This window comes from Escherichia sp. TW09308 (assembly GCF_000208565.1).
GTDB classification, from domain to species: domain Bacteria; phylum Pseudomonadota; class Gammaproteobacteria; order Enterobacterales; family Enterobacteriaceae; genus Escherichia; species Escherichia marmotae.
Map to the genome: position 1 here is coordinate 2632243 of NZ_AEME01000001.1, position 12710 is coordinate 2644952.

The 12710-nt window shown below is 50.9% G+C and carries 9 protein-coding genes; 7 read left to right on the forward strand and 2 right to left on the reverse strand.

All coding sequences use genetic code 11. The features are described from left to right. Window positions 1-83: 83 nt before the first annotated feature. From ppnN to xni, 4 genes are all read left to right on the forward strand, one after another. On the forward strand, window positions 84-1448 hold the full coding sequence (ppnN, locus tag ESM_RS0112585; protein ID WP_000627991.1) for a nucleotide 5'-monophosphate nucleosidase PpnN: 1365 nt from the start codon (window positions 84-86) through the stop codon (window positions 1446-1448). Between the two features lie 556 nt (window positions 1449-2004). Continuing rightward, window positions 2005-3294, forward strand: a complete 1290-nt coding sequence (gene sdaC / locus ESM_RS0112590; protein WP_000450483.1) for an HAAAP family serine/threonine permease SdaC — start codon at window positions 2005-2007, stop codon at window positions 3292-3294. Window positions 3295-3351: 57 nt separating this feature from the next. Then, complete coding sequence (gene sdaB / locus ESM_RS0112595; protein ID WP_000626406.1) at window positions 3352-4719, forward strand: L-serine ammonia-lyase II; 1368 nt, start codon at window positions 3352-3354, stop codon at window positions 4717-4719. 111 nt (window positions 4720-4830) lie between these two features. Beyond that, window positions 4831-5586, forward strand: coding sequence for a flap endonuclease Xni (gene xni / locus ESM_RS0112600; RefSeq protein WP_024257683.1), 756 nt, complete (start codon window positions 4831-4833; stop codon window positions 5584-5586). Window positions 5587-5689: 103 nt separating this feature from the next. Here the strand turns inward: xni and fucO are convergent, their stop codons facing one another. Then, on the reverse strand, window positions 5690-6838 hold the full coding sequence (gene fucO / locus ESM_RS0112605) for a lactaldehyde reductase (RefSeq protein ID WP_000013549.1): 1149 nt from the start codon (window positions 6836-6838) through the stop codon (window positions 5690-5692). A gap of 27 nt (window positions 6839-6865) precedes the next feature. Then, on the reverse strand, window positions 6866-7513 hold the full coding sequence (gene fucA, locus ESM_RS0112610) for an L-fuculose-phosphate aldolase (protein ID WP_000440771.1): 648 nt from the start codon (window positions 7511-7513) through the stop codon (window positions 6866-6868). A 546-nt stretch (window positions 7514-8059) separates the two neighbouring features. Here fucA and fucP point away from each other — a divergent pair. The 3 genes from fucP to fucK all read left to right on the forward strand — a co-directional run bounded on the left by fucP (window position 8060) and on the right by fucK (window position 12710). Beyond that, on the forward strand, window positions 8060-9376 hold the full coding sequence (fucP, locus tag ESM_RS0112615) for an L-fucose:H+ symporter permease (protein ID WP_000528583.1): 1317 nt from the start codon (window positions 8060-8062) through the stop codon (window positions 9374-9376). Window positions 9377-9407: 31 nt separating this feature from the next. Beyond that, window positions 9408-11183: an L-fucose isomerase gene (fucI, locus tag ESM_RS0112620; protein ID WP_000724136.1), complete on the forward strand. Its 1776-nt coding sequence runs from the start codon at window positions 9408-9410 to the stop codon at window positions 11181-11183. A 108-nt stretch (window positions 11184-11291) separates the two neighbouring features. Next, the gene (gene fucK / locus ESM_RS0112625; protein ID WP_000808348.1) at window positions 11292-12710 is read left to right on the forward strand and encodes an L-fuculokinase; all 1419 of its coding nucleotides are present in this window, start codon (window positions 11292-11294) and stop codon (window positions 12708-12710) included.

Below are 12710 nucleotides of genomic sequence, written 5' to 3' on the forward strand. Positions count from 1 at the left end.
CAAGCATAGAGTTGTGAAAGGCCATCAGGCAGGGCTATTGTAATCAAAGGGAATGACAATAATTGTCCCATAAGGAGTTTTTCTTGATTACACATATTAGCCCACTTGGCTCCATGGATATGTTGTCGCAGTTGGAGGTGGACATGCTTAAACGCACCGCCAGCAGCGACCTCTATCAACTGTTTCGCAACTGTTCACTTGCCGTTCTGAACTCCGGTAGCCTCACCGATAACAGCAAAGAATTGCTATCCCGTTTTGAAAATTTCGACATTAACGTGTTGCGCCGTGAACGCGGTGTTAAGCTGGAACTGATCAACCCTCCGGAAGAAGCTTTCGTCGATGGGCGCATTATCCGCGCCTTACAGGCCAACTTGTTTGCGGTTCTGCGCGACATTCTCTTCGTCTACGGGCAAATCCATAACACCGTTCGTTTTCCCAATCTGAATCTCGACAACTCTGTCCACATTACTAATCTGGTCTTTTCTATATTGCGCAACGCGCGCGCGCTGCATGTAGGCGAAGCACCGAATATGGTGGTGTGCTGGGGCGGTCACTCCATCAATGAAAACGAATATCTGTATGCACGGCGCGTTGGTAATCAACTGGGGCTTCGCGAGCTGAATATCTGCACCGGCTGCGGTCCAGGAGCGATGGAAGCGCCGATGAAAGGTGCAGCAGTAGGTCACGCTCAGCAGCGTTACAAAGACAGTCGTTTTATTGGCATGACAGAACCGTCGATTATCGCCGCTGAACCGCCTAACCCACTGGTCAACGAACTGATCATCATGCCGGATATCGAAAAACGTCTTGAAGCGTTTGTGCGTATCGCTCACGGCATCATTATTTTCCCGGGTGGTGTGGGTACGGCAGAAGAGTTGCTGTACTTGCTGGGAATTTTAATGAATCCGGCCAACAAAGATCAGGTTTTACCGTTGATCCTCACCGGGCCGAAAGAAAGCGCCGACTACTTCCGCGTACTGGACGAATTTGTCGTACATACGCTGGGAGAAAACGCGCGCCGCCATTATCGCATCATTATTGATGACGCTGCCGAAGTAGCACGTCAGATGAAAAAAGCGATGCCGCTGGTGAAAGAAAACCGTCGCGATACCGGCGATGCGTACAGCTTTAACTGGTCAATGCGCATTGCGCCAGATCTGCAAATGCCGTTTGAGCCGTCTCACGAGAACATGGCCAATCTGAAGCTTTACCCGGATCAACCCGTTGAAGTGCTGGCCGCCGATCTGCGTCGAGCATTCTCCGGTATTGTTGCGGGTAACGTGAAAGAAGTCGGTATTCGCGCCATTGAAGAGTTTGGCCCTTACAAAATCAACGGCGATAAAGAGATTATGCGTCGTATGGACGACCTGCTTCAGGGGTTTGTCGCCCAGCATCGTATGAAGTTGCCTGGCTCTGCCTATATCCCTTGCTACGAAATTTGCACTTAATCTCCCTTCTCCCGGTAACGATCGTTGCCGGGTTTTGTTCTCCCTGGTCACTCACTAAGCAATCTATTTCATTTTCCATCTGAATATTTCAGCACGTCATCATGCAATTAATATCACCAACATCAATATGTCATACAATTTATATTGTAACGCAAACGTTTACCTGCTTTTATAAACCGCATTTTATCGCTGATAAAAATAAAATCTCATCATGATTAACTAAAAGTATTGATTTTTTCAGTTCAACCTACATATATTGCGCGCCCCGGAAGAAAACAGATGTCGTTTAGTGGGCAAATATCGCCCTTAAATTCTCTTTTACTTTTGATTTACAGAGTAAAGCGTTGGGATTATCTATCTTCCAAGTAGATTATTGTATTTGAGATCAAGATCACTGATAGAGACATAAGTTGTGTGTATCTTTCCGCCCTCAAATTATTACGGCGGAAAATGATTGAGCCATCGCCGATAGACAGATTTCATTTTTACGGCCAGGCACCTTCCCGGGCTGAACTGGCTAAAAGCTGAATTATTTGCATTCCTCCAGGAGAAATAGATGGAAACAACTCAAACCAGCACGATTGCGTCGAAAGACTCTCGCAGTGCCTGGCGCAAGACAGACACCATGTGGATGCTGGGCCTTTATGGTACAGCAATCGGCGCGGGTGTACTGTTCCTGCCAATCAACGCCGGTGTTGGCGGTATGATCCCGCTGATCATCATGGCCATCCTTGCGTTTCCGATGACGTTTTTTGCTCACCGCGGCCTGACTCGCTTCGTACTGTCTGGTAAAAATCCGGGCGAAGACATCACCGAGGTAGTAGAAGAACACTTTGGTGTTGGCGCAGGTAAACTGATTACCCTGCTGTACTTCTTTGCTATTTACCCGATCCTGCTGGTGTACAGCGTGGCAATCACTAACACGGTAGAAAGCTTCATGGCCCACCAACTGGGCATGACACCGCCGCCACGTGCGATTCTGTCCCTGATCCTGATCGTGGGTATGATGACCATCGTTCGCTTCGGTGAGCAGATGATCGTTAAAGCAATGAGCATCCTGGTATTCCCGTTCGTTGCAGTTCTGATGCTGCTGGCTCTGTACCTGATCCCACAGTGGAACGGCGCGGCGCTGGAAACTCTGTCTCTGGATACTGCAGCTTCTACCGGTAACGGTCTGTGGATGACTCTGTGGCTGGCGATTCCGGTCATGGTGTTCTCGTTCAACCACTCTCCGATCATCTCTTCTTTCGCCGTTGCGAAGCGTGAAGAGTACGGCGATATGGCAGAACAGAAATGCTCTAAGATCCTGGCATTCGCACACATCATGATGGTGCTGACCGTTATGTTCTTCGTCTTTAGCTGCGTACTGAGCCTGTCTCCGGCAGACCTGGCTGCGGCAAAAGAACAGAACATCTCGATTCTGTCTTACCTGGCTAACCACTTTAATGCGCCGATTATCGCGTGGATGGCACCGATTATCGCGATGATTGCCATCACCAAATCCTTCCTCGGCCACTACCTGGGCGCGCGTGAAGGCTTCAACGGTATGGTGATTAAATCACTGCGTGGTAAAGGTAAGTCTATTGAAATCAACAAGCTGAACCGTATCACTGCACTGTTCATGCTGGTAACAACCTGGATTGTTGCCACCCTGAACCCGAGTATCCTGGGTATGATTGAAACCCTGGGCGGCCCAATCATCGCGATGATCCTGTTCCTGATGCCGATGTACGCAATCCAGAAAGTACCGGCAATGCGTAAGTACAGCGGTCACATCAGCAACGTATTCGTTGTCGTGATGGGTCTGATTGCTATCTCCGCAATCTTCTACTCTCTGTTCAGCTAAGTCCTTTCGCGCCGCTTTCGGGCGGCGCTTCCTCCGTTTTAACGCGATGTATTTCCTATGATTAGCGTATTCGATATTTTCAAAATCGGCATTGGCCCTTCCAGCTCTCATACCGTTGGACCGATGAAAGCGGGTAAACAATTTACCGACGATCTGATTGCCCGTAATCTGCTGAAAGACGTAACCCGCGTGGTGGTTGACGTCTACGGCTCACTCTCTCTGACCGGTAAAGGCCACCACACGGATATCGCCATTATTATGGGTCTGGCGGGTAATCTGCCAGATACCGTGGATATCGACTCTATCCCTGGTTTTATTCAGGATGTGAATACTCACGGTCGTCTGATGCTGGCAAACGGTCAGCACGAAGTGGAGTTCCCGGTTGATCAGTGCATGAACTTCCATGCAGACAACCTTTCTCTGCATGAGAATGGTATGCGCATCACCGCTCTGGCAGGCGACAAAGTTGTTTACAGTCAGACTTACTACTCCATCGGCGGTGGCTTTATCGTTGATGAAGAACATTTTGGTCAGCAGGATAGCACACCGGTTGAAGTTCCCTATCCTTACAGTTCAGCAGCCGACCTGCAAAAACATTGCCAGGAAACTGGTCTGTCACTCTCTGGCTTGATGATGAAAAACGAGCTGGCGCTGCACAGCAAAGAAGAGCTGGAACAGCATCTGGCGAACGTCTGGGAAGTGATGCGCGGCGGTATTGAGCGCGGTATTTCCACCGAAGGCGTGTTGCCAGGCAAACTGCGCGTTCCACGTCGTGCGGCGGCGCTGCGTCGAATGCTGGTTAGCCAGGATAAGACCACAACTGACCCAATGGCGGTTGTCGACTGGATCAACATGTTCGCACTGGCGGTAAACGAAGAAAACGCAGCAGGTGGTCGAGTGGTTACTGCGCCGACTAACGGCGCGTGCGGAATTATCCCGGCGGTGCTGGCATACTACGACAAGTTTATCCGCGAAGTGAACGCTAACTCACTGGCTCGTTATCTGCTGGTTGCCAGCGCGATTGGTTCTCTTTATAAGATGAACGCCTCGATTTCTGGTGCCGAAGTGGGTTGCCAGGGTGAAGTTGGTGTGGCGTGCTCTATGGCTGCGGCTGGCCTGGCTGAACTGTTAGGCGCAAGCCCGGCGCAGGTGTGCATCGCGGCGGAAATCGCTATGGAGCATAACCTCGGCCTGACTTGTGATCCGGTCGCCGGACAGGTACAGGTGCCGTGCATCGAGCGTAATGCTATTGCAGCAGTGAAAGCAGTGAACGCTGCACGTATGGCACTGCGCCGTACCAGCGAGCCACGCGTATGCCTCGATAAAGTTATCGAAACCATGTACGAAACAGGTAAAGACATGAATGCCAAGTACCGCGAAACATCTCGCGGCGGCCTGGCGATGAAAATCGTTGCCTGCGATTAATCTCTCTCCAGAGGCCTCGTTTTGCGAGGCCTCTTCCTGTTTTCTCATCCAGCCGTAGCCTGTTCCGGTATCGAATGTTACCCTTATCGCCTGATCTTTAAGGGGGTTATCGTGGCTGTTCATTTGCTTATCGTCGATGCACTGAATCTTATCCGTCGCATTCATGCCGTTCAGGGTTCGCCCTGCGTGGAGACCTGCCAGCACGCGCTCGATCAGCTCATTATGCACAGCCAGCCAACCCACGCGGTCGCCGTTTTTGATGATGAAAACCGCAGTAGCGGCTGGCGTCATCAACGTTTACCGGATTACAAAGCGGGTCGCCCACCAATGCCGGAAGAGTTGCACAACGAAATGCCTGCATTACGCGCCACCTTTGAGCAACGCGGCGTCCCGTGCTGGTCAGCCAGCGGCAACGAAGCCGATGACTTAGCCGCTACGCTGGCGGTCAAAGTGACGCAGGCCGGGCATCAGGCAACCATTGTTTCGACAGATAAAGGCTACTGCCAGCTACTTTCGCCAACGTTGCGCATTCGCGATTACTTCCAGAAACGCTGGCTGGATGCGCCCTTTATCGATAAAGAATTTGGCGTTCAACCGCAACAGTTGCCCGATTACTGGGGGCTGGCGGGGATCAGCAGTTCAAAGGTGCCGGGTGTTGCAGGGATTGGCCCGAAAAGCGCCACGCAGTTGCTGGTCGAGTTTCAGAGTCTGGAAGGAATTTATGAGAATCTCGACACGGTTGCCGAAAAGTGGCGCAAAAAATTAGAAGTACATAAAGAGATGGCGTTTCTGTGCCGCGATATTGCCCGCTTACAAACTGATTTGCATATCGACGGCAATTTACAGCAATTACGGTTGGTACGGTAAAGAGATACCGGATGCTACCGATTAACACCCCATTGAATTTCATGACCGTGTAGGCCGGATAAGACGCGCCAGCGTCGCATCCGGCATTATCACATCAGCGCAATTACCAGGCGGTATGGTAAAGCTCTACAATATCCTCAAGCGTTGCTTCACGCGGGTTGCCACCGGTACAAACATCGTCCAGAGCCGCCTGCGCCAGTGCCGGAATGTCTTCCTTGCGTACACCAACATCACGCAAATGTGGCGGAATACCTACATCGCGATTGAGAGCAAACACCGCGTCAACAGCAGCATTACGCGCCTCTTCCAGGCTCATGCCTTCCACTTTCACGCCCATTACGCGCGCAATATCGCGGTACTTCTCGCCGGTAAATTCGGCGTTATAGCGCATAACATGCGGTAACAGAATGGCGTTCGCAACACCGTGCGGGGTGTTATAAAACGCGCCCAGCGGGTGCGCCATACCATGCACCAGCCCCAACCCAACGTTCGAGAAGCCCATGCCCGCGACATACTGTCCGAGCGCCATCTGTTCTCCGGCATCCTTATCACCGGCAACCGATCCCCGCAGCGCACCGGCAATAATTTCAATGGCTTTAATATGCAACGCATCGGTCAGCGCCCACGCACCACGCGTAATATACCCCTCGATGGCATGAGTCAGCGCATCGACACCGGTCGCGGCTTTCAGCGCCGGTGGCATACCATCCATCATGTCAGCATCAATAAACGCCACCTGCGGGATATCATGCGGATCAACGCAAACAAACTTGCGCCGTTTTTCTTCGTCAGTGATGACATAGTTAATGGTCACTTCCGCCGCAGTGCCCGCCGTGGTGGGGATCGCCAGAATCGGTACGCTGGGTTTATTGGTCGGTGAAAGCCCTTCCAGACTACGCACATCGGCAAACTCCGGGTTGTTGCTGATGATGCCAATCGCTTTACAGGTATCCTGCGGAGAACCACCACCAATAGCGATCAGGTAATCCGCACCGCTGTTCTGGAATACACCCAGCCCTTCTTTGACTACGGTGATTGTCGGATTCGGCACTACGCCGTCGTAAATCGCCCATGCCAGCCCGGCGGCATCCATCTTATCGGTCACTTTCGCCACCACGCCGCACTGCACCAGCGTTTTATCAGTCACGATCAGCGCCTTCTGATAACCACGGCGTTTCACCTCATCGGTTAAAGCGCCAATTGCGCCCCGCCCAAACCATGCCGTTTCGTTCAGAATCATTCTGTTAGCCATCATCCTTCTCCTTGTTGCTTTACGAAATTACTCTTCAATCCGTAATCCATAGGTTTTGAATTTCTCCAGCACCACGGCAATCTCTTCATCGCTCAGTACTGGAACCGGGTCAGTAATCGCCAGGGTCGCCAGATAAAGCTGCGCCAGCACTTCAACTTCATGCGCCAGCCATAACGCTTTTTCCAGATTAGCCTCACAAGCGATAAGCCCATGATGTTGTAGCAGAATTGCTTTACGATTTTTGAGAGCCAGCGCAACATGTTCGGAAAGTTCGCGTGTCCCAAAGGTCGCATAAGGTGCGCAAGGAATGGAATTTCCGCCAGCCGCCGCGATCATGTAGTGAATGGCGGGGATCGGCCGGTTAAGAATGGAAACTGCCGTGCAATGAACGGCATGGTTGTGAACAACCGCGTTGGCATCCGGTCTGCTTTGGTAGGCCGCCATATGGAAACGCCATTCGCTGGAAGGAAGCTTTCCTTCCTCATGTTTACCGTTGCCATCAATAAAGACAATATGCGACTCCGTCAGTTTTTCATACGGAATGCCTGTAGGCGTAATCAGCATCCCATCCTGATAACGTACACTGACGTTACCCGCTGTTCCCTGATTCAGTCCCAGGCGGGTCATTTCCAGGCAAGTGTCAATAATCTGACGAGCAAGTTTATTTCGTTCCATTAGCTACCTCTCTCTGATTCAAAACAGGACAATAATGTTGTTCCTTTCACACTATTGAATTAGCCGTTTAATTACCCACCATCTTCTTCCTGATTAACCGGAAAGAAATTCACAAGCTTATATTTTGTGACCTAGCTCAACTAATCACAGTAAATAACTACGAGGTCTCTTTTTATAACCTCGTTAAAAATGACCGCTCTTAAAAATATTTATCAAAACGGTCATTTTTCTATTTCCCCTAGCCAGAAATGCCCGTTTTCGGCACAAACAATTAATACGGTCATCTGGTTTGTGTTTTTTATGATTTATTTTCTGAAACGGGCATGAAATTTCGATTATTAAAGTGATGGTAGTCACATAAAGTCACCTCCCAGCTAATAAGTGTGACCATCGTCATATTACAGAGCGTTTTTTATTTGAAAATGAATCCATGAGTTCATTTCTGACAGGCAAATATTCACTGGCATGAAGCCCGGACTCGCTGGTTTTGCACTTTTGAAAACATAACCGATTACGTGCTTAAGCTTCTGAACCTAAGAGGATGCTATGGGAAACACATCAATACAAACGCAGAGTTACCGTGCGGTAGATAAAGATGCAGGGCAAAGCAGAAGTTACATTATTCCATTCGCGCTGCTGTGCTCACTGTTTTTTCTTTGGGCGGTAGCCAATAACCTTAACGACATTTTATTGCCTCAATTTCAGCAGGCTTTTACGCTGACAAACTTCCAGGCAGGCCTGATCCAATCGGCCTTTTATTTTGGTTATTTCATTATCCCAATCCCTGCCGGGATATTGATGAAAAAACTCAGTTATAAAGCAGGGATTATTACCGGGTTGTTTTTATATGCCTTCGGCGCTGCATTATTCTGGCCCGCTGCAGAAATAATGAACTACACCTTATTTTTAGTTGGCCTATTTATTATTGCAGCCGGATTAGGCTGTCTGGAAACTGCCGCAAACCCTTTTGTTACGGTATTAGGGCCAGAAAGCAGCGGTCACTTTCGCTTAAATCTTGCGCAAACATTTAACTCGTTTGGCGCAATTATCGCGGTTGTCTTTGGGCAAAGACTTATTTTGTCTAACGTGCCACATCAATCGCAAGACGTCCTCGATAAAATGTCACCAGAGCAATTGAGTGCGTATAAACACAGCCTGGTATTATCGGTACAGACACCTTATATGATCATCGTGGCTATCGTGTTACTGGTCGCCCTGCTGATCATGCTGACGAAATTCCCAGCATTGCAGAGTGATAATCACAGTGACGCCAAACAAGGATCGTTCTCCGCATCGCTTTCTCGCCTGGCGCGTATTCGCCACTGGCGCTGGGCAGTATTAGCGCAATTCTGCTACGTCGGCGCGCAAACGGCCTGCTGGAGCTATTTGATTCGCTACGCTGTAGAAGAAATTCCAGGTATGACCGCAGGCTTTGCCGCTAACTATTTAACCGGAACCATGGTGTGCTTCTTTATTGGTCGTTTCACCGGCACCTGGCTCATCAGTCGCTTTGCACCACACAAAGTCCTGGCAGCCTACGCATTAATCGCTATGGCACTGTGCCTGATCTCAGCCTTCGCTGGCGGTCATGTGGGTTTAATAGCCCTGACTTTATGCAGCGCCTTTATGTCGATTCAGTACCCAACAATCTTCTCGCTGGGTATTAAGAATCTCGGCCAGGACACCAAATACGGCTCGTCCTTCATCGTTATGACCATTATTGGCGGCGGTATTGTCACTCCAGTCATGGGTTTTGTCAGTGACGCGGCGGGCAACATCCCCACTGCCGAACTGATCCCCGCACTCTGCTTCGCGGTCATCTTTATCTTTGCCCGTTTCCGTTCTCAAACGGCAATTAACTGAACATATTTCCGAATAAAGTGAGGAATCTGTAATGAAAAAAATCAGCTTACCGAAAATTGGTATCCGCCCGGTTATTGACGGTCGTCGCATGGGTGTTCGTGAGTCGCTTGAAGAACAAACAATGAATATGGCGAAAGCCACGGCCGCACTGCTAACCGAGAAACTGCGCCATGCCTGCGGTGCTGCCGTCGAGTGCATCATTTCCGATACCTGTATCGCGGGGATGGCTGAAGCCGCCGCCTGCGAAGAAAAATTCAGCAGCCAGAATGTAGGCCTCACCATTACGGTAACGCCTTGCTGGTGCTATGGCAGTGAAACCATCGACATGGACCCTACCCGTCCGAAAGCCATTTGGGGCTTTAACGGCACTGAACGCCCGGGCGCTGTTTACCTCGCCGCAGCCCTGGCAGCTCACAGTCAGAAAGGTATCCCGGCATTCTCCATTTACGGCCATGACGTTCAGGATGCCGATGACACATCGATTCCTGCCGACGTTGAAGAAAAACTGCTGCGCTTTGCCCGTGCCGGTTTGGCAGTCGCCAGTATGAAAGGTAAAAGCTATCTGTCACTGGGCGGCGTTTCGATGGGGATCGCCGGTTCCATCGTTGACCACAACTTCTTTGAATCCTGGCTGGGAATGAAAGTCCAGGCGGTGGATATGACCGAACTGCGTCGCCGTATTGATCAGAAGATTTACGACGAAGCAGAACTGGAAATGGCGCTGGCCTGGGCTGATAAAAACTTCCGCTATGGCGAAGATGAAAATAACAAACAATATCAACGTAATGCCGAACAAAGCCGCGCAGTTCTGCGCGAAAGTTTGCTGATGGCAATGTGTATCCGCGACATGATGCAAGGCAACAGCAAACTGGCTGATATCGGTCGCGTGGAAGAATCTCTTGGCTACAACGCCATTGCGGCGGGCTTCCAGGGACAACGTCACTGGACCGATCAATATCCAAATGGCGACACCGCCGAAGCGATCCTCAACAGTTCATTTGACTGGAATGGCGTGCGCAAACCCTTTGTCGTGGCTACCGAAAACGACAGTCTTAACGGCGTGGCAATGCTAATGGGTCACCAGCTCACCGGCACCGCTCAGGTATTTGCCGATGTGCGTACCTACTGGTCACCTGAAGCAATTGAGCGCGTAACGGGGCATAAACTGGACGGGCTGGCAGAACACGGCATCATCCATTTGATCAACTCCGGTTCTGCTGCGCTGGACGGTTCCTGTAAACAACGCGACAGCGAAGGAAAACCGACGATGAAGCCGCACTGGGAAATCTCCCAGCAAGAGGCTGACGCTTGCCTCGCCGCTACCGAATGGTGCCCGGCGATCCACGAATATTTCCGTGGCGGCGGTTACTCTTCCCGCTTCCTCACTGAAGGCGGCGTCCCGTTCACCATGACTCGAGTCAACATTATTAAAGGCCTGGGACCGGTACTGCAAATCGCGGAAGGCTGGAGTGTGGAGTTGCCAAAGGATGTGCATGACATCCTCAACAAACGCACCAACTCAACCTGGCCAACCACCTGGTTTGCACCGCGCCTCACCGGCAAAGGGCCGTTTACGGATGTGTACTCGGTAATGGCGAACTGGGGCGCTAACCACGGCGTTCTGACCATCGGCCACGTCGGCGCAGACTTTATCACTCTCGCCTCAATGCTGCGGATCCCGGTATGTATGCACAACGTTGAAGAGACAAAAGTGTATCGTCCTTCTGCCTGGGCCGCGCACGGCATGGATATTGAAGGCCAGGATTACCGCGCTTGCCAGAACTACGGTCCGTTGTACAAGCGTTAATACATTACTCCCTGATGTGATGCCCGGTCGCTCCGGCTACCGGGCCTGAACAAGCAAGAGTGGTTAGCCGGATAAGCAATGTTATCCGGCTATATTGCAGGAGCGATTATGAAACAAGAAGTTATCCTGGTACTCGACTGTGGCGCGACCAATGTCAGGGCCATCGCGGTTAATCGGCAGGGAAAAATTGTTGCCCGCGCCTCAACGCCTAATGCCAGCGATATCGCGATGGAAAACAACACCTGGCACCAGTGGTCTTTAGACGCTATTTTGCAACGCTTCGCTGATTGCTGTCGGCAAATCAACAGTGAACTGGCTGAATGCCACATCCGCGGTATCGCCGTAACGACCTTTGGTGTGGACGGCGCTCTGGTTGATAAGCAAGGAAATCTGCTCTATCCGGTCATTAGCTGGAAATGTCCGCGAACAGCAGCGGTAATGGACAATATTGAATGGTTGATCTCCGCACAGCAGTTGCAGGCCATTTCTGGTGTCGGAGCCTTTAGTTTCAACACGTTATATAAGCTGGTATGGTTGAAAGAAAACCATCCACAACTGCTGGAACGCGCGCACGCCTGGCTCTTTATTTCGTCGCTGATTAACCACCGTTTAACCGGCGAATTCACTACTGATATCACCATGGCCGGAACCAGCCAGATGCTGGATATCCAGCAACGCGATTTCAGTCCGCAAATTTTACAAGCCACCGGTATTCCACGCCGACTCTTCCCTCGTCTGGTGGAAGCGGGTGAACAGATTGGCACACTACAGAACAGCGCCGCAGCAATGCTCGGCTTATCCGTTGGCATACCGGTGATCTCCGCGGGTCACGATACTCAGTTCGCCCTTTTTGGCGCGGGTGCCGAACAAAATGAACCCGTGCTCTCTTCCGGTACATGGGAAATTTTAATGGTTCGCAGCGCGCAGGTTGATACTTCACTGCTTAGTCAGTACGCCGGTTCTACCTGTGAACTGGACAGCCAGGCAGGTTTGTATAACCCGGGTATGCAATGGCTGGCATCCGGTGTGCTGGAATGGGTGAGAAAACTGTTATGGACTACTGAAACTCCGTGGCAAATGCTGATTGAAGAAGCTCGTCTGATCCCACCGGGCGCGGACGGCGTGAAAATGCAGTGTGATTTATTGTCATGTCAGGACGCAGGCTGGCAAGGAGTGACGCTCAATACCACGCGGGGGCATTTCTATCGCGCGGCGCTGGAAGGGTTAACCGCGCAGTTACAGCGCAATCTACAGATGCTGGAAAAAATCGGCCGCTTTAAAGCCTCTGAATTGTTGTTAGTCGGTGGCGGAAGTCGCAACACATTGTGGAATCAGATTAAAGCCAATGTGCTTGATATTCCGGTAAAAGTTCTCGACGATGCCGAAACGACCGTCGCAGGAGCTGCGCTGTTTGGCTGGTATGGCGTAGGGGAATTTAACAGCCCGGAAGAAGCCCGCGCGCAAATTCATTATCAGTACCGTTATTTCTACCCACAAACTGAACCCGAATTTACAGAGGAAGTGTGA

Coding starts and splice junctions, on each gene's coding strand:
- fucP (WP_000528583.1), top strand. CDS start 8,060: ATGGGAAACACATCAATACAAACGCAGAGTTACCGTGCGGTAGATAAA.
- sdaB (WP_000626406.1), top strand. CDS start 3,352: ATGATTAGCGTATTCGATATTTTCAAAATCGGCATTGGCCCTTCCAGC.
- fucI (WP_000724136.1), top strand. CDS start 9,408: ATGAAAAAAATCAGCTTACCGAAAATTGGTATCCGCCCGGTTATTGAC.
- fucK (WP_000808348.1), top strand. CDS start 11,292: ATGAAACAAGAAGTTATCCTGGTACTCGACTGTGGCGCGACCAATGTC.
- fucA (WP_000440771.1), bottom strand. CDS start 7,513: ATGGAACGAAATAAACTTGCTCGTCAGATTATTGACACTTGCCTGGAA.
- fucO (WP_000013549.1), bottom strand. CDS start 6,838: ATGGCTAACAGAATGATTCTGAACGAAACGGCATGGTTTGGGCGGGGC.
- sdaC (WP_000450483.1), top strand. CDS start 2,005: ATGGAAACAACTCAAACCAGCACGATTGCGTCGAAAGACTCTCGCAGT.